At 34.1% G+C, this 17,322-nt stretch carries 17 protein-coding genes and 1 pseudogene; 14 read left to right on the top strand and 4 right to left on the bottom strand.

Annotated features, from left to right (window positions below; genetic code table 11):
• Window positions 1–359: 359 nt before the first annotated feature.
• The 6 genes from ILS93_RS21410 (at window position 360) to alo (ending at window position 7,359) form a co-directional block, all read left to right on the top strand.
• On the top strand, window positions 360–1,037 hold the full coding sequence (locus ILS93_RS21410; RefSeq protein WP_064476226.1) for a response regulator transcription factor: 678 nt from the start codon (window positions 360–362) through the stop codon (window positions 1,035–1,037).
• A 434-nt stretch (window positions 1,038–1,471) separates the two neighbouring features.
• Entirely contained in the window at window positions 1,472–2,485 is a 1,014-nt protein-coding gene (locus ILS93_RS21405; RefSeq protein ID WP_000753430.1) for a siderophore ABC transporter substrate-binding protein, read from the top strand.
• A gap of 19 nt (window positions 2,486–2,504) precedes the next feature.
• On the top strand, window positions 2,505–3,521 hold the full coding sequence (locus ILS93_RS21400) for an ABC transporter permease (RefSeq protein ID WP_000042060.1): 1,017 nt from the start codon (window positions 2,505–2,507) through the stop codon (window positions 3,519–3,521).
• Window positions 3,518–4,582, top strand: a complete 1,065-nt coding sequence (locus ILS93_RS21395; protein WP_222661238.1) for an iron chelate uptake ABC transporter family permease subunit — start codon at window positions 3,518–3,520, stop codon at window positions 4,580–4,582. Before ILS93_RS21400 ends, ILS93_RS21395 begins: the two co-directional genes overlap by 4 nt.
• Window positions 4,579–5,331, top strand: coding sequence for an iron ABC transporter ATP-binding protein (locus ILS93_RS21390; protein ID WP_063263139.1), 753 nt, complete (start codon window positions 4,579–4,581; stop codon window positions 5,329–5,331). Before ILS93_RS21395 ends, ILS93_RS21390 begins: the two co-directional genes overlap by 4 nt.
• Before the next feature lie 489 nt (window positions 5,332–5,820).
• Entirely contained in the window at window positions 5,821–7,359 is a 1,539-nt protein-coding gene (gene alo / locus ILS93_RS21385; RefSeq protein ID WP_222661235.1) for an anthrolysin O/cereolysin O family cholesterol-dependent cytolysin Alo, read from the top strand.
• A gap of 51 nt (window positions 7,360–7,410) precedes the next feature.
• On the opposite strand, the gene ILS93_RS21380 is transcribed toward alo, so the two are convergent.
• From ILS93_RS21380 to ILS93_RS21370, 3 genes are all read right to left on the bottom strand, one after another.
• The gene (locus ILS93_RS21380) at window positions 7,411–8,691 is read right to left on the bottom strand and encodes a purine/pyrimidine permease (RefSeq protein WP_064476229.1); all 1,281 of its coding nucleotides are present in this window, start codon (window positions 8,689–8,691) and stop codon (window positions 7,411–7,413) included.
• Window positions 8,692–8,818: 127 nt separating this feature from the next.
• Window positions 8,819–9,268, bottom strand: coding sequence for a cyanase (cynS, locus tag ILS93_RS21375; protein WP_033657709.1), 450 nt, complete (start codon window positions 9,266–9,268; stop codon window positions 8,819–8,821).
• A gap of 55 nt (window positions 9,269–9,323) precedes the next feature.
• Window positions 9,324–9,905 carry a beta-class carbonic anhydrase gene (locus ILS93_RS21370; RefSeq protein WP_000926488.1) on the bottom strand — a complete coding sequence of 194 codons (582 nt, stop codon included), beginning with the start codon at window positions 9,903–9,905 and terminating at the stop codon, window positions 9,324–9,326.
• Window positions 9,906–10,071: 166 nt separating this feature from the next.
• Here ILS93_RS21370 and ILS93_RS21365 point away from each other — a divergent pair, with 166 nt between their 5' ends.
• Window positions 10,072–10,503 carry an Lrp/AsnC family transcriptional regulator gene (locus ILS93_RS21365; RefSeq protein ID WP_002008929.1) on the top strand — a complete coding sequence of 144 codons (432 nt, stop codon included), beginning with the start codon at window positions 10,072–10,074 and terminating at the stop codon, window positions 10,501–10,503.
• A gap of 288 nt (window positions 10,504–10,791) precedes the next feature.
• On the top strand, window positions 10,792–11,220 hold the full coding sequence (locus tag ILS93_RS21360) for an Lrp/AsnC family transcriptional regulator (RefSeq protein ID WP_223270633.1): 429 nt from the start codon (window positions 10,792–10,794) through the stop codon (window positions 11,218–11,220).
• 40 nt (window positions 11,221–11,260) lie between these two features.
• Here the strand turns inward: ILS93_RS21360 and ILS93_RS21355 are convergent, their stop codons facing one another.
• Window positions 11,261–11,818 (bottom strand): cysteine hydrolase family protein, encoded by a 558-nt coding sequence (locus ILS93_RS21355; protein WP_222661233.1) that lies wholly within the window; start codon window positions 11,816–11,818, stop codon window positions 11,261–11,263.
• A gap of 294 nt (window positions 11,819–12,112) precedes the next feature.
• Between ILS93_RS21355 and psiE the strand changes: the two genes are divergently transcribed.
• The 6 genes and pseudogenes from psiE to ILS93_RS21325 all read left to right on the top strand — a co-directional run bounded on the left by psiE (window position 12,113) and on the right by ILS93_RS21325 (window position 17,309).
• Window positions 12,113–12,517, top strand: a complete 405-nt coding sequence (gene psiE, locus ILS93_RS21350) for a phosphate-starvation-inducible protein PsiE (RefSeq protein ID WP_000834706.1) — start codon at window positions 12,113–12,115, stop codon at window positions 12,515–12,517.
• 361 nt (window positions 12,518–12,878) lie between these two features.
• Window positions 12,879–13,394, top strand: coding sequence for a spermidine N1-acetyltransferase (speG, locus tag ILS93_RS21345; protein ID WP_000076834.1), 516 nt, complete (start codon window positions 12,879–12,881; stop codon window positions 13,392–13,394).
• 435 nt (window positions 13,395–13,829) lie between these two features.
• The gene (locus ILS93_RS21340; RefSeq protein WP_222661231.1) at window positions 13,830–15,377 is read left to right on the top strand and encodes an ABC-F family ATP-binding cassette domain-containing protein; all 1,548 of its coding nucleotides are present in this window, start codon (window positions 13,830–13,832) and stop codon (window positions 15,375–15,377) included.
• 5 nt (window positions 15,378–15,382) lie between these two features.
• The gene (locus ILS93_RS21335; protein ID WP_222661229.1) at window positions 15,383–16,576 is read left to right on the top strand and encodes an MFS transporter; all 1,194 of its coding nucleotides are present in this window, start codon (window positions 15,383–15,385) and stop codon (window positions 16,574–16,576) included.
• 159 nt (window positions 16,577–16,735) lie between these two features.
• Window positions 16,736–16,969 (top strand): DUF3955 domain-containing protein, encoded by a 234-nt coding sequence (locus ILS93_RS21330; RefSeq protein ID WP_080349982.1) that lies wholly within the window; start codon window positions 16,736–16,738, stop codon window positions 16,967–16,969.
• 100 nt (window positions 16,970–17,069) lie between these two features.
• Window positions 17,070–17,309, top strand: a pseudogene (locus ILS93_RS21325) (DUF3947 family protein).
• Window positions 17,310–17,322 lie beyond the last annotated feature (13 nt).

Raw genomic sequence — 17,322 nt, 5'->3', positions numbered from 1 at the left:
GTTGGAGATGGACCACTACTATTTTTTGTGGCAAGCTTATGGTTCTTTTTGTTTTGTAGTTTTATAAAATGTTTAAGTTGATGGGGGAAGGGTGGTACCCCTGAAAAAGAAAATGAAGAAATAGTTATTGACGATAAACAGGTAGATACTATAGCTACCTTTAATGATTACATAATATGTATTTAAATCTTCATATCCTTTGTGTTTCTATTCATATTTATTGTAAGATTATATAGAGTTCTCCTAATAAGCTGTTACAATGGCCTTTTTTAGGGGGTTCATATTTATAAATTTTAAAATGTTTTTTTGAGATAATTTTTTATCTAACTAAGTTATATTGAAGTAGAGGTGAACCATCGGTGAAGCAGGTGTTAGTAATTAAGAATGAACGGTCTTTTGCGAAGAAAATCGTAAGCGGTCTAAAGCAAGAGGGCTATTTCATTTTAAAACTTCACAATGAAAACCAAGGTTTAAATATAGTATATGAACAAGATTGGGATATTATCATATTGGATTGGGATTCATTAAGTATATCGGGGCCAGAAATTTGTAGACAAATACGAATTGTTAAAACGACACCGATCATTATTGTGACCGACAATATTTCTAGTAAGGATTGCATAGCAGGGCTACAAGCAGGAGCAGATGATTATATTAGAAAACCATTTGCGAAAGAAGAATTAGTAGCAAGGGTTCAAGCTATTTTAAGGAGAACTGACTATACTCAGCAAAATGAGACAAACTTTTTTCAGTTTAAAGATCTCTTTGTTGATGCATCTAGCAATATTGTGAAAAAAGGTAGCGAAAATCTCTCGCTTACGAAGCGCGAGTACGATTTACTTGTATTTTTAATCAAGAATAAAAATACAATATTGAGCCGTGAAATGCTTTTGAATCAGGTTTGGGGATATAACGTAGTAGTAAATCCAAATGTAGTAGACTTATATATTGGGTATGTAAGAAAAAAGTTAAAGTGCGAGAAGAAAGACAGATATATTCAAACGATACATGGCAGAGGCTATTCAATGGTTGAATGATAAAAATAAGATAATAAAATAGTTTCTGTGAAATATTAAAAGACGGAACTAGAATATTTCTATCAGGCAATGGATCATGGTTTATAAGGTGCTCATATATTTGGTTAGTGTGGAGGGGAAGATTCTAGCGCGACCGTATCTAATGCAAGTACCTACTTGAAAAGAAAATCAAGATTTTCTCATGTATTCTCTGTAAAATAAAGGTTAATCAACACGCCTGACTGCACATATTACTTTTCGTATACAAAGTATGCTTAATTCTATTAACTCACACCATTCACAAGATTTTCACAGAATTAATGACTATACTAATTAACAGGATATTCAAATGAAAATGATTATCAATATTGGTTTAGGTGAATAGCAGTTACTATCTAATTCAATCTATGGACGTCATCATTTTCGAACTAAATTACATAATAAGGAGTATACGTATGAAAAAAACTATGCTTTTAAAATTAGTAAGTATTCTAGCGATTTTCACTTTAATGTTAGTAGCTTGCTCAGATTCAGGTAAGGAAACTTCGAAAGCTAATAAAGGTGATAGTAGTGATAAGCCAAAAACGGTTGAAATTACTGATGCACATGGAACTGTTAAAGTCCCTGTAAATCCAAAGAATGTAGTTGCTTTAGATAATAGAACTTTTGAAACTTTAGCTGATTGGGGAATTAAATTAGCGGCTGCTCCAAAGGATGTAATGCCTGCAGATTCAGCATATAAAAAAGATGATTCAGTTAAAAATATTGGGAATCACCGCGAACCAAATCTTGAAATTATAGCAGCGGCAAACCCTGACCTTGTAATCGTTGGTCAAAGATTTGCTGGCCATTACGAAGAAATCAAAAAATTAGTGCCAAATGCAGCTGTTATTGATCTTAATGTTGATGTTTCTGAGAAAGCTACTAAGCCTGGAGAAAATTTAGTAAAAGGACTTAAAGATTCTACAATTTCTTTAGGGAAAATCTTTGATAAAGATAAAGAGGCTAAAAAATTAGTAGCTGATTTTGATAAATCTATTGAAAATGCAAAATCTGCTTATAATGGAAAAGATAAAGTTATGAGTGTTATCGTTACTGGTGGGAATATTGGTTTTGCTGCGCCTCACTCTGGTCGCGTTTGGGGACCAATGTATGAAATTTTCGGTTGGACTCCAGCACTAGAAGTGTCTAATTCTACTGCAGGTCATAAAGGTGATGACGTTTCTGTTGAAGCTATTGCACAAACAAATCCTGATTGGCTTTTCGTATTAGATCGTGATGCTGCAACATCTGATGCTGCTACTTCAGCTCCTGCTCAAGATGTTATTTCTAAATCACCTGCTCTTCAAAACACAACTGCTGTTTCTAAAAAACAAGTTATTTATGCACCAGCAGATACTTACACAAATGAATCAATTGAGACTTATATAGAGTTATTTGGAAATATCGCAAAAACTTTAGCTAAGTAGTGTAAAGGAGTACGAAACAGTGTCAAAAAATATGATTTCTAGGGTTGAGAATATTTCTCAACCCCAGTTTTATAATCACAATAAAATATGGACAAAACCTTTTATAATAGCGATTATAGTTGTTATAATTTTAGGGATTATATCACTGTTTACTGGAGTTTATGATATACGTGGACAAGAGGACGGAATGGAGATGTTTTTCATCACTCGTGTTCCGAGAACAGTTGCATTAATGCTTACTGGAGCTGCAATGGCGATGGCAGGGCTCGTAATGCAATTAATTACACAGAATCGTTTTGTTGAACCTACTACAACGGGGACTATTGAATGGTCAGGCTTAGGCCTGCTTTTTGTATATTTATTATTTCCTGCCCCGACTTTAGTTCAAAGAATGACTGGTGCAATCATTTTTTCTTTTATAGGAACTATGATTTTCTTTCTGTTTTTAAGAAGAGTTAAACTTCGTTCGTCTTTAATTGTCCCTATTATTGGATTGATGCTTGGAGCAGTTATTTCTGCAGTGTCTACTTTTTTGGGACTCCTTTTTCAAATGACGCAAAGTATTGAAACTTGGTTCGTAGGTTCATTTGCTACCGTTCAGGTGGGAAGATATGAATATTTATGGCTAATTGTTATCGTTACTTTGCTTATTTTTATGTATGCTAATAGATTGACTTTAGCTGGGCTAGGAGAAGATGTCGCAACAAGCCTTGGAGTTAATTACAATAGAATTGTTCTTTTTGGGACTGGCCTTATCTCTGTTGCAGTTGGAATTGTTGCAGCTGTTATTGGAAACTTACCTTTCTTGGGATTAATTGTTCCAAACATTGTTTCCATGTTTAGAGGGGATGATCTTAGGAGTAATTTACCTTGGGTATGTGTGATCGGAATGGGGACAATAACTACCTGTGACATCATTTCTAGAACAATTATAAAGCCTTTTGAAGTACCTGTTTCTTTAATACTTGCAACAGTGGGAGCAGTCGTGTTTATTACTATTTTATTGAGACGAAGAAAACCAAGGAGGCTACGATGATCACATTAGACTATAAAAATAAAGAAAATGTCGAAATCGATTCTAGCCTTCATAATGAAAGTAGATCAGCTAGTGCTTTTCGTTCTAAGAAGGAAGCAAGACGTTATTGGATTGTACTGATAACATTGATTGCTTTAGGTCTCCTTTCTTCATATGGACTTTTAGTTTATAACAATCCAGTTCCGATAGATTCACCTTCTTTTATCCCAGTTGTTAAGAGAAGGATAATAGCTATTGTTGCGATGATTATTGCTGCAGTTTGCCATAGCTTGTCGACAGTTGCTTTCCAATCTATTACGAACAATAAGATTATTACTCCTTCGCTTTTAGGTTTCGAATCACTTTATTCAGCAATTCATACGAGTACAATATTCTTCTTTGGTGCTAGTGCATTAATAAACTTTAATGGAATTGGATCATTTTTATTCCAAGTTGTTGCTATGGTCTTGATGAGTTTGATACTTTATGGATGGTTACTTTCCGGTAAATACGGGAATTTACAACTTATGCTTTTAGTTGGAATTATTATTGGTACTGGACTGAATTCCGTATCAACTTTTATGAGAAAGCTACTTGCGCCTTCAGAGTTTGATATTTTACAAGCGAAATTATTTGGTTCTGTTAATCATGCAGATCCTGCATATTTTCCTGTTGTAATTCCTGTGATTATAATTGTAGCGGTATTAATTTTTGTTCATTCTAAGAAGTTGAATATTTTATCACTTGGAAAGGATGTTGCTACTTCCTTTGGGGTTAAATATCAACCTAGTGTAATTTATACGCTTGTATTAGTTGCTATTTTGATGTCCATTTCAACAGCTCTAATTGGGCCACTTACTTTCTACGGCTTTTTAGTAGCAACTTTGAGTTATCAGGCGGCGTCAACTTATGATCATAGATATATTTTTCCAATGGCTTTTGCAATAGGATTTTTGATAATGACGAGTGCATACTTTTTAATGTATCATGTATTCAATGCTCAAGGTGTAGTTTCAGTTATTATTGAATTATTTGGTGGAATCATATTCTTAACTATTGTTTTAAGGAAGAGGGCTTTATGATAAAAATTGATAATGTTAAAAAGTTCTATACTGATAAGGTAAAAATAGGACCTTTGGATATTGAAATACCAAAAGCGGGCTTTACTTCTTTAATTGGACCAAATGGTGCTGGAAAGTCTACGACACTATTGATGATTGGAAGACTCTTAGATATGGATGAAGGCCAAATTCAAGTAGCGAATATGGATGTTTCTGAATCCAAATCAAAAGACTTAGCAAAAATTTTGACTATATTGCGACAAGAAAATCATTTTGTAACGAGGCTTACTATTAGACAACTAGTTGGATTTGGGCGCTTTCCTTATTCAAAGGGAAGATTAACTAAAGAAGATGAGGTTATCATTTCTAAATATATCGATTTCTTAGATTTAACTAGTTTAGAGAATAGATATTTAGATGAGCTTTCTGGTGGTCAAAGACAAAGGGCATATGTAGCGATGGTATTGTGCCAAGAGACTGAATATGTGCTTTTGGACGAGCCTCTGAACAACCTTGATGTTGCTCGTTCTGTTCAAATGATGGAGCATTTGAGACGTGCAGCTAATGAATTCGGAAGAACAATTTTGACTGTTATGCATGACATAAATTTTGCAGCTAAATACTCTGATAAAATTTGTGCTATGAAAGATGGACAAATTGCTGCTTTTGGAACAGTAGAAGAGGTTATGGACCCAACACTTTTGACAGATATTTTTGAAACAAAAATAGAAATTATCAAAGGTCCTTATGGGCCCATCGCTGTTTATTAGTTACAAAATGAGTATGTAAAAAAGCTGCTGTCTATATTTTATAGGCAGCAGCTTTTTTTATGCAATTGCCGATGATAGCTCTGTCCCACAGGTATTTCATTACTTCCGGTCCTGCGATGCTTCAAACAATAAACTTGTAAATTACTCATAAAATGCAAAGGAATGCTTCACCTATTCAAGTATGTACCAAACGAAAAAATATCTCTGTATAACTTTTTAAAAGAATTCAGCTTGGTTTTTTATATGTAATATTGCATATCAGAGTGTATTGATAAAAGTGTAAGGGGTCACTATAATGAGGGCATAAAGATAAATCACATTATCGTAGCAAGAAAAAGGAGGAAATAATATGGAAATCGCAATGGCAGTTTTGAAATTTGTAGGTGGCGTAATCCCGTTAATTCAAGAACTTTTAAAAGCATTTATGTAAGTTTATTAGTTAGCTATCATTTATCAATCATTATCATATCTTACTAAAAAAAGAACGGGGTGATTTTTCTGAATATTAAGAAAAACACTAAAAGAAGAAAATTCCTTACATGTTTATTAGTTAGTTTATGCACTATTAATTATTCATCTATTTCCTTCGCAGAAACACAAGTAGGTAATGCAACTGATGTAATCAAAAATGCTAGTGGCATTGATACTGGCATAGCAAATCTTAAATATAATAATCAAGAAGTTTTAGCTGTAAATGGTGATAAGGTAGAGAGTTTTGTTCCGAAAGAAAGTATCAATTCAAATGGTAAATTTGTAGTAGTGGAACGCGAGAAAAAATCACTTACAACTTCACCAGTCGATATTTCGATTATTGATTCTGTGGTGAATCGTACGTATCCAGGAGCGGTACAACTTGCAAATAAAGCTTTTGCAGACAATCAACCGAGTTTATTAGTGGCTAAGAGAAAGCCTTTGAATATTAGTATAGACTTACCTGGCATGAGAAAAGAAAATACAATTACTGTCCAAAATCCGACATATGGTAATGTGGCTGGAGCAGTAGATGATTTAGTATCTACTTGGAATGAAAAGTATTCTAAAACACATACGTTACCTGCAAGAATGCAGTATACAGAATCTATGGTTTATAGTAAATCACAAATCGCAAGTGCCCTTAACGTTAACGCTAAATATCTCGATAACAGTCTAAACATCGATTTTAATGCGGTTGCAAATGGAGAGAAGAAAGTGATGGTAGCGGCATATAAGCAAATATTTTATACCGTAAGTTCTGAACTACCTAACAATCCATCCGATCTTTTTGATAATAGTGTTACTTTTGGTGAGTTAACTCGTAAAGGTGTAAGTAATTCGGCTCCACCTGTTATGGTTTCAAATGTAGCTTATGGTAGAACTGTTTATGTAAAATTAGAAACAACATCTAAGAGTAAAGATGTACAAGCTGCTTTTAAAGCCTTACTTAAGAATAACAGCGTCGAAACGAGTGGACAGTATAAAGATATTTTTGAAGAAAGTACCTTTACTGCTGTAGTATTAGGCGGAGATGCGAAAGAGCATAACAAGGTTGTTACTAAAGATTTCAATGAAATCCGAAATATCATTAAAGATAATGCTGAATTAAGTCTTAAAAATCCAGCATATCCAATTTCATATACAAGCACTTTCTTAAAAGATAATGCAACTGCTGCTGTTCATAACAATACAGATTATATTGAGACGACAACTACAGAATATTCAAGTGCTAAAATGAAACTTGATCATTACGGTGCTTACGTTGCTCAATTTGATGTATCTTGGGATGAATTCACATTTGATCAAAATGGGAAAGAAGTACTAACACATAAAACATGGGATGGTAGCGGCAGAGACAAAACAGCTCATTACTCTACAGTTATCCCTCTTCCACCAAATTCAAAAAATATAAAAATCGTAGCTAGAGAATGTACTGGTCTTGCATGGGAATGGTGGAGAACAATTATTAATGAACAAAATGTTCCATTAACAAATGAAATAAAAGTTTCAATTGGAGGAACAACATTATACCCAACGGCTAGTATTAGTCATTAGGTATAAAAAAGCGCCCTGTAATCAGGGCGCTTTTTCACTTAGTCACAAATTTTACTCTTTCCAAAACTGCTCTAGCAAAATAACGATCATAGTACCTACGAGTAATCCGTTACTTAAAACATATTGTAAGGAAGAAGGAACTCCACTAAATGCACTTTCTGGAAGAAACATTATTCCCAAACTGATTAATAATGAAATTCCTAATATAGTTAATCGGCGTTGCTTTAATTCTTCACGTAAAATGGATTGAAATGAAATGCCTATTACTTGGACAAATGTAGCTAAAAGTGCAGAATTAGCAATAGGACCTGGTAGCAAGGATATAAAGTTTACAATTGAGGGGATAAAAGAAATACCTGCTAATATAAGACTTGCTATAAGAAACGACTTCACCTTTTTTTGACCTGTTAGTTGAATAAATCCTGCTGATGCAGGTAATGGTACAATTCCAATTGTAGAGAACAATGATGAAATAATATGTGATATACCTCCGACCCATACACCACGGTTCAGTGTTTGCTTTTCATTTTCTTTAGATAGGGGAGCCACTTGTTTTACAGCCGAAATAGCAGCAATTGTATTTGCAACTAAAAGAAAGGTAAATAAAGTTGCAGTTAGAGTCATTCCAATATCGAATCTAGGTGTGCCCCAAGCAAATATCGCTGGTAACTTGACTAGCGTTGTATGTGAAGGCATATGAGATGATTTTCCTAATACTGCATACAAAAGCCAACCACATGAAATTCCAAGTAACACAGCGTAACTTTTCATCCATCCTTTCCCTTTAATTGATAAGAAAGTAATAAGGGCAAAAACAAAGAGCGCAATAGTAGCTGTTGTATAGTCAGGATGAGTTGCAGGTCCTTGTAATCCCATCATTCCTTTTAGTAACACACCACTAAGCTGAAGAGATAATATTAAAAGAAAGGTTCCTGTAACCAAGGGTGTAAATAAACGTAAGATTCGATGAACAAGCCCTGTTATACCAAGAACGAAGAGTAATATACCTGCAATAATTAATCCGCCTTCTAAAAGTTGCAACACGTCTTTTGCGCTTTGTCCCTGATGCATAGCAACTTGTCCCAATATGACAAATATACTTACCCATGAACCGGCTGGCCCGTCCGCAATGGGATAGCGATGCCCAAACCACGCTTGTAGAAACGAGCTTACTCCCACGACTAAAAAAGTCCGCTGCATTAATGTTGAGATATCTTCTATTGGTAAATGGAATATGCCACCAATAATGATAGGTAATGCAATTGCATTTGCTAATAGAAACACAAACCATTGTAGAATACTAAAACTCGTATCAAAGTGTTTTTTATTCATATTATTCTCCTTTGCCGAAAAAGAATATCATAGTAAAAATCCATCCTTTCTACACAGTTAGATTAAAAAGGATGGATTTATTAAATCTATAAAATTATTTTAATTATATAGATAGATTTTTAATTAATTACCATGTACGGAATGGCAAGAATTTCCCATTAAGTGTAATCACAATACGAGGATCGCCACCTTTTGGATCTTCTTGTGTATCCACACCTAGGTTGAAGTTAATCGCACTCATTACACCTTCGCCCGCTTTTTCTAAGATTAACTCTCTAATAGTTGGTGCATATTGTAACATCATTTCATATAAACGATATGCAATCGGGTCAGTAGGAGGCATTTCCATTACTTGGCCGCGAAGTGGAACTACTGTTAATGCTTGAACTACTTCTTCATCTAATTCTAATAGTTTACCGATTTTTTCTGCTTCTGGACGTGTCATTGTAGCTTGTCCTAATAACGCTGTTACAACCCAAGTCTCAGAGTTTTCACTTACTTTTGCAATTTCTTCCCATGTTAAACCTTTTGCAATTTTTGCTTCTAAAATTTTTTTTGTAGCTTCCGGTCGATTCATATCTAATACTTGTCTTTTCATATCTAATAACTTCCCTTCGTGTAAGTAATATTAATTATTTTGTTTCACCATGTAATGCTTTATATCCATCTACCACTACATCTAATTTCCCTGTATGTGGATCAATAACTAAACCGTGTACAGGAACATCTTTTGGAATAAGTGGGTGATTTCTTACTAAATCAACATTAGCTTGTGTTGAATCGCAAACATCATCGAATCCGAATAACCATTTTTTAAGGTCAACACCAGCATATTCAATCGCTGATAAAATTTCTGGTGAAGCTACTCCACGATCTAATATTTTTTGAAGTGTTCCTTTTGGATTCGTTTGGCTCGCACCACATCTATGGTGTCCAATAAGGAAGATTTCATCTGCATTTAAATCGTATACTGACGCGACAACACTTTGCATAACACTATCGAAAGCAGAAGCAATTTTACCACCTGCATTTCTGATGACTTTTGCATCACCATCGTGTATATCTAAAGCTTTTGGAAGTAGCTCAATTAAACGAGCATCCATGCAAGAAACAACAACCATACGTTTTTTAGGCATTTTTGTCGCTTCACGAGGAGCGTATTCCTTATTTTCTACAAATTGTTCATTGAACGATAGAATTTCTTGTAATAACATATTTGTAACCTCCTTTAAATCTAGATGTATTTTTTGTTGCGTCCTCTGTGTTATAAGTAAATATAACTGATAAATAATGTGATGTAAGAGGATAAACTAAGTATAGTGAATTGTATTGATAAGCAGAATAAGTTGGCGAAACACTTTCGGGCTTTCTACTTTCACGGTGAAAGGATTGGTTTATATCATTGATCAAACAGATTTTGAGATACTGAAATTATTAGGAGAAAACTCAAGAATACAATGGAAAGAGCTTGGCCAAAAAATACATATGACGGGGCAGGCCGTAGGAAATCGAATTCGAAGATTAGAGGATTTAGGGATTATTGAACAGTATACAATTGCAATAAACCGAATCAAATTAGGACAAGTAGTGACTGCATTTGTTACTTTGTTCGTAACAACAGCTAATCACCAAGAGTTTATGAATTTCTTTCAAGGAGAAGAAGGGATTTCTGAAGTACACCGTATAAGTGGTGAGGGGTGTTATTTATTAAAAACACATTTTGCGTCCAATGAAGACTTAGATAACTTTCTAGGACGACTATTAAAATACGGGAATTATCGTGTTAACTTATCGATAGGAAAGTTGAAATAAGGTTTCTTTTCCTTGGAGGGGATGGTAACATTATTTGCTAAACTTTATTTGTATAGAGATAATGAAGTCGTTTCATGTTTATCTTAAATAGTCAGAGCCTTACTACAATTTATGTGTAGTAAGGCTTTTTAAAGTTGTTAAAAAAATACATTGTAAGGAAGAAGGAAAGCCGTTAACAATAATGTAATTTCTAATAGAGTGAATTGATTGTATTGTAAAATTTTTTAAGATGAATTGTAGGGGAAATGAAGATCTTATAGAAGGGATTCTTATAGGAAGGGGATGTCCATGTTCGATTCAACAGATTTTAAAATTATAAAGTTACTACAAGAAAACGCTAGAATGAACTGGAAGGAAATTGGAGAGAGAGTACATTTGACTGGCCAGGCTGTTGGGAAACGAATTAATAAATTAGAAGAGGCAGGTGTCATTCAAAAATATACGATAGATATCGATAGGGCTAAGTTAGAAGGGTCTATTATGACGTTTGTTACACTATTTCTGCATGCACCACATTATCATAATCAAATTCAAACCTTTTTTGAAAAAACGGACGTAATTACTGAAATGTATCGTATAAGTGGCGATGGCTGTTATATCATGATTCTTCACACATCTTCACATCAACAATTAGAAGAGACTCTTGCAGATGTTTTACATTATGGTGATTATCGTATAAATACTGTCATTAAGACAATTGAAAAAAAGAAAGAATAAGATATTTATCCTTTCTTTTTTTATATGGAAATGGAATTCTTTATTTGTTTTTGTTTATAAAACTGTTTGCTGACATGACTTTTGCATAAATATCACCAAACTCTAATGCGCTCATGAATGACTGATGAGCGTGTACTGCGGGGATTAGATTTCCTTGAAATTCTAAATCTTTTGTTGTACAAGCATCTTCAATTACAACACATTGAAATCCTAAATCACTGGCAGCACGTACTGTTGCATCAATACATACATGAGTCATCATGCCGCAAATGACTAGTTGATCTATTTTTTCCTTCTTTAATGTTTCAAATAAATTGGTTCTTAAAAAACTGTTAGGGTGATGTTTTTGTATGACTCTTTCGTTAGCGATTGGCTGTACATCATCATGAATTTGAACACCTACTGTTTCAGGTAAGAAGAAAGTAGCTCCTTCATTGTTCGCAATATGTTGTACGTGAATAACTGTGTTATATTTTTCACGAAATACTTTCAAGACTTCTTTCGTTTTTTGTGCGGCTTTTTCAGGTTGATGCAATTCCATATTGCCGCCTTCAAAGTAATCATTTTGCATGTCGATTAATAGTAACGCTTCGTTCATAGTTAATCCCCCCACATATATTTGTACAGTACGTTGTTTGTACTGTACCGTTATTATATAAAGTGTAGGTATGTGCAGGTAATAATGTCATGAAACGATTTTAACGCATACAGTTTCATTGTGAAAAAGCTAAAAGATACAAAGTAAAGATTGGGGAAACGGCTATATTAAACGTAAATATCAGGATGGTGAAGTGTTAGTGAAAGAGGACGATCATATTTGATTTAACACTTTTGTAAGTATAATTTTGCTATAATAAATGCGTACTTACACGAAGGGGAGTTTAAAGATAAAATGAAGTCGTTTAATATCGATCATCTTATAGCTAGTGTTTTGCAATGGATATTAAATATAGCTTTAATTATATTATCCATTGTGTTATCGATTTTCTTAGTGAATGAGACAATCACATTTGTGCAGTATATCTTTTCGGAAAAGGAGTATACATCGTATAAATTGGTTGAAAGTATTATCGTCTACTTCTTATACTTCGAGTTCATCGCATTGATTATTAAGTATTTTAAGTCGAATTATCATTTTCCGTTACGTTATTTTATTTATATCGGAATTACGGCTTTAATTCGATTAATTATTGTATCTCATGAGGAACCGATGGAGACGTTGTTATATGCGGGATCCATTCTTGTTTTAGTTATTGCTTTATACATATCGAATATGAGAGATTTGAGAAAAGAGTAGTGCAGACATAAGTTTGCGCTATTTTTCATTTTTTCGTTAATAAGTTGTAAATTTCGACATGAAATTTTTATATTAGTTTATCATGTTTTTGTAATAAGGAAATCTAAAAAGGAGTGATGTGATTCATGTTTAATAAATTTTTGGGGAATTCAAGAGCAAAAAAGATTTGTGGAATTGGGGCATTAGCAACTTTAATAGGTTTTTCGTCGTTAGGGTCAGTTAGTGCAGGCGTAGCTTGCACTAACTTTTTATGTCTTGACCTTCAAGTGGCTTGAAAGTTTACAATGTAAATAGGGCGTTTGAAATTGAAAAAAATTGAGAAATTAAGTGAAGAGGTTTCTTTTACTTGGAGGTTATAACAATGAGTCAGGAATTGAAGTTACGTCCTTTAGAACGGGAAGATTTAAAGTTTGTACACGAACTTAATAATAATGCCCATATTATGTCGTATTGGTTTGAAGAGCCGTATGAGGCATTTGTGGAGCTGCAGGATTTATACGATAAACATATACATGATCAAAGTGAACGCCGGTTTATCGTTGAGAAAAATAATGAGATGGTTGGATTGGTCGAATTAGTGGAAATCGATTATATTCACCGAAGAACTGAATTCCAAATTATTATTGATCCTAATTATCAAGGGCATGGCTACGCAGCAGAAGCGACGCGTTTAGCGATGGATTACGCTTTTTCTGTATTAAATATGCATAAGATTTATTTAGTTGTGGATAAAGAAAATGAGAAAGCAGTCCATGTGTATAAAAAGGTTGGATTTATAGTGGAAGGCGAGCTTTTAGACGAGTTTTTCGTTGATGGTAACTATCATAATGCGATAAGAATGTGTATGTTCCAGAAGGAATATTTTAAAAATAAGTAGTTGAATGATTTGGAGGTAATGTTGACGCTTCGTAAAACTGTATGCTAAAATCCCTTTTAAGTATTAAGGAAGGTGCAGAACATGCTTTATATAAAATTTGTAAAACTCATTAGAAAACTTTGCTCCGCACAAATGTATACGGTGAAGTGTTGTACGGAGCTTAATCAAGGGGCATAAATCCCTATATTCATCGACTGAATAACTTTTCTAAAAAAGTATAGTTTATCTATGCTTATTTGGTTATGGTTTTTCAGTTGATGTATAAAATAGATTAAGGGGCCATAGACAATGCTTTGTCTATGGCCCTTTGTGTATATTATTCCAATGAGCTTTTACTGTAAATTGGAGTAGTATGGGAAAAACCACGAAGCAGAGGGCTAGTGTCGAACGACGCTATCTCTCTGCTTTTTTAATTTCAGGAAAAGAGGAATAAAAATGAGTTTACTTAAAGTTGAAAGTTTATCACATAGTTTTATAGATAAAGTATTATACGAAAATGCTTCTTTTGATTTGTATAAAGGGGAACATATGGGGATTGTTGGACAGAATGGTGCAGGGAAAAGCACATTAATGAAAATATTGGTAGGGGAAATTATTTCTGATAAGGGGAGCATTAAGTGGCAACCTAATATTCAAATTGGACATCTTGATCAATATGCAGAAATTGATGGGAGCTATACCATTTCACAATATGTAAAGCGAGCCTTTTATGATTTGTTTGAAATGGAAAAGAGAATGAATAAGTTATATGAAGAAAGTGCGATGACTGGAGATGAGAATCAACTATTGAAAGCAGCTGAAATACAAGAACAGCTTGAGGCTCGTGATTTTTATTCAGTAGACAGCGTAATAAATAAGGTGGCAGCCGGTTTAGGTATTGATGCGATTGGGATGGATCGTGTTATTGATGAATTAAGCGGAGGACAACGGGCAAAGGTAATTTTAGCAAAGCTTTTATTAGAAGAGCCTACTATTTTATTACTAGATGAACCGACAAACTTTCTTGATAAAGAGCATGTTGAATGGCTTGCTAATTATTTAGTGAATTTTGAAGGGGCGTTTATGGTCGTGTCACATGATTTTGACTTTCTAGAAAAAGTGACTTCTTGCATATGTGATGTAGAGTTTGGAACGGTGAAGAAGTATTACGGCAAATACTCAGATTTTGTAAGACAAAAGGAGCATTTGCGAAAAGATTATATTCGCCAATACTATGCACAGCAAAAGAAAATTGAAAAAACGGAAGAGTATATTCGTAGAAATATTGCTGGAGTGAATTCAAAAATAGCACAAGGACGTAGAAAGCAGTTGCAACGTATGGAAAAAATTGCGCCACCAAGTTTTACTCATAAACCGTCTATTCATTTTCAGGAACTTCCTATTTCGGTTCAGACAGTTCTGGAAGTAAATAATCTTGAAGTTGGTTACGATTTTGCTCTCTTACCAAAATTGAATTTTTCAGTGATGGGTGGGCAAAAACTTGTTATTACAGGGTTCAACGGAGTAGGGAAATCTACTTTATTAAAAACAATCGTTGGAACTATTTCTAGTATTGCCGGAGAATTTCACTTCTCAGAGCAAATAAAGATTGGATATTATGAGCAAGATTTAAATTGGAATAACGATAATTTAACGCCGCTTCAAATTATTTCGGAACAGTTTCCTAAACTAAATGTGAAGGAGGTACGTCATCATTTAGCTGCATGTGGTGTGAAAGATACTCATGTTTCACAAGAAATTCGTACGTTGAGTGGTGGTGAACAATCAAAGGTTAAATTATGCGGATTATTATTATCACCTTGTAATTTCTTAATTTTAGATGAGCCGACAAATCATTTAGATGCAGAAGCGAAGGGAGCTTTGCAAAAGGCACTCATTCAGTTTAAAGGTAGCATTATACTCGTATCTCACGAAGCAAGTTTTTATCTTGATTGGGCAGATAGTATTTTTAATATAGAGACAGGATTAGTTAAGGGGGTGTGAAACATATGAGTAGAAATGATTGGAAAAAGAAAATTATTTTATTTTTGACCGCTCAAACGATCTCTTTGTTCGGTTCCTCTCTCGTGCAATACGCGATTATATGGTATATCACCTTAACAACATCGTCAGGGTTAATGTTGACCATTTCAACTGTTTGCGGATTCCTACCGCAAATTGCAATATCTTTATTTGCAGGTGTTTGGATTGATCGTTACGACCGTAAAAAGATGATTATGTTATCGGACGGGAGTATAGCAATTACTACGTTAGTTTTAGCAGTTTTATTTTTAACAGGATATAAAAGTATTTGGTTCCTTTTTATAGTACTACTCATTCGTTCAGCTGGGACAGGGGTACAAACGCCAGCTGTGAATGCGTTAATCCCACAAATCGTTCCGAAAGATTATCTTATGAAAATAAATGGGATAAATAGCGGTATTACATCTTTAATTATGTTTCTTTCTCCAGCAGCAAGTGCTGCAATTCTTTCTATTGCTAGCATTGAAACGACATTTTTTATTGATGTTATTACGGCTATGATTGGAATTAGTATTATGTTTATCATTCAAGTGGAGAGACATGTGAATACAGAGAGTAAGCAAAAATCTAATTTACAAGGTATAAAAGAAGGCTTTGCTTACTTAAAAGAAAATGTATTTATTAAGAGGCTACTCTTTTTATTAATCATTGTCATGATTTTAATAAGTCCAGCCGCCTTTTTAACACCTTTAATGGTAACTCGTTCTTTCGGTGCAGAAATGTGGAGACTTACTGCTAGTGAGATGACTTTTAGTGCGGGGGCGGCAGCTGGTGGCGTATTGATTGCGGCATGGGGTGGTTTCCGTAATCGTATGCATACAACAGCGCTAGCTTGTGCGTTGTATGGACTGCTTATGATTGGACTAGGGATTGCTCCGGTATTTATTGTGTATTTAGTATTTAACTTTTTAATTGGTATAACAATGCCGTGCTTCAATACACCGGTTACCGTGTTATTGCAGGAAAAAGTAGAACCTTCTATGCACGGACGAATGTTTAGTCTTGTACAAATCGCTAATTCATGCGCGTTTCCTTTAGGAATGATAATATTTGGTCCATTGGCTGATATGTTTAGTGTAGAAATTTTGTTAATTTATGCTGGGATATTCGTGCTATTGTGTGCGATTTATGTTGTAGTAAGCAAGAGGTTTGAAGTGTAAATATTTATGTTTGAAAAGGTTTGTGAGGCAATTTAAGGTGCTTCATAAACCTTTTTCTATTTATAATAATCAATAATTTTTTATTGTAAAACAATAAAAAATTATTGACGAATGATTTTGTTTTAGGTAATATGATGTTAATAATCTAAGGGTAATTATATGAATAGAGGAGAATGTGAAATGATAAATAAATACGTCGTAGCTATTTCTTTCATGATTTTAGCGATCATTTCTTTAGCTATACATGCTTCAAACAGTAAAGTGGGAGCGAATGGATTCCTTGAAGAACCTTTCTTTTTCTTAGTACCGATAAGTTATGTATTGTTCTTGAGTGGTATTGGTGTATTACTATTTGGATTTATTACTTCAAAGCTGAAAAAAAGTAATAGATAAAATGAAGTTTAAGTAGTGAGGGATTCATTAATCGGGACAAAACACTCACCATGAAATAGAAACATACTATATGGAAGAAAAATAATAAGTGAGCTGAATCATGATGAATCATTATTTTTATAGTGGTAGACAAGTGGGAGCAGCTATTACACTGGCAGGAGCACAGGGGACAATTCATGCTGTGAATCAAGCGATTCAAATGCAGCAACAAGCATATTTTGCACAAATGATGCAAGGGCAGTATATGTCGTACTCACAGCCTCCGATGCAAATTGTACATTAAGATGTGCATCCAGCGGGTTTATTCTCCATTCCATATGGCGGGACATACTTCTTATGAAAGAAAGCGACTG

It is taken from the genome of Bacillus sp. 16GRE42 (assembly GCF_019837435.1).
Classification (GTDB): Bacteria; Bacillota; Bacilli; order Bacillales; family Bacillaceae_G; genus Bacillus_A; species Bacillus_A wiedmannii.
The sequence above is the reverse complement of the archived record's forward strand: the minus strand, read 5'-3'. Positions and strand labels throughout refer to the sequence as shown.

Excerpts from the sequence above, each read along its gene's own strand:
- ILS93_RS21380 (WP_064476229.1), bottom strand. The coding sequence starts at position 8,691 with ATGAATAAAAAACACTTTGATACGAGTTTTAGTATTCTACAATGGTTT.
- cynS (WP_033657709.1), bottom strand. The coding sequence starts at position 9,268 with ATGAATCGACCGGAAGCTACAAAAAAAATTTTAGAAGCAAAAATTGCA.
- ILS93_RS21360 (WP_223270633.1), top strand. The coding sequence starts at position 10,792 with ATGTTCGATTCAACAGATTTTAAAATTATAAAGTTACTACAAGAAAAC.
- ILS93_RS21390 (WP_063263139.1), top strand. The coding sequence starts at position 4,579 with ATGATAAAAATTGATAATGTTAAAAAGTTCTATACTGATAAGGTAAAA.
- speG (WP_000076834.1), top strand. The coding sequence starts at position 12,879 with ATGAGTCAGGAATTGAAGTTACGTCCTTTAGAACGGGAAGATTTAAAG.
- ILS93_RS21370 (WP_000926488.1), bottom strand. The coding sequence starts at position 9,905 with ATGTTATTACAAGAAATTCTATCGTTCAATGAACAATTTGTAGAAAAT.
- ILS93_RS21335 (WP_222661229.1), top strand. The coding sequence starts at position 15,383 with ATGAGTAGAAATGATTGGAAAAAGAAAATTATTTTATTTTTGACCGCT.
- ILS93_RS21330 (WP_080349982.1), top strand. The coding sequence starts at position 16,736 with ATGAATAGAGGAGAATGTGAAATGATAAATAAATACGTCGTAGCTATT.
- psiE (WP_000834706.1), top strand. The coding sequence starts at position 12,113 with ATGAAGTCGTTTAATATCGATCATCTTATAGCTAGTGTTTTGCAATGG.
- ILS93_RS21340 (WP_222661231.1), top strand. The coding sequence starts at position 13,830 with ATGAGTTTACTTAAAGTTGAAAGTTTATCACATAGTTTTATAGATAAA.
- ILS93_RS21405 (WP_000753430.1), top strand. The coding sequence starts at position 1,472 with ATGAAAAAAACTATGCTTTTAAAATTAGTAAGTATTCTAGCGATTTTC.
- ILS93_RS21355 (WP_222661233.1), bottom strand. The coding sequence starts at position 11,818 with ATGAACGAAGCGTTACTATTAATCGACATGCAAAATGATTACTTTGAA.
- ILS93_RS21395 (WP_222661238.1), top strand. The coding sequence starts at position 3,518 with ATGATCACATTAGACTATAAAAATAAAGAAAATGTCGAAATCGATTCT.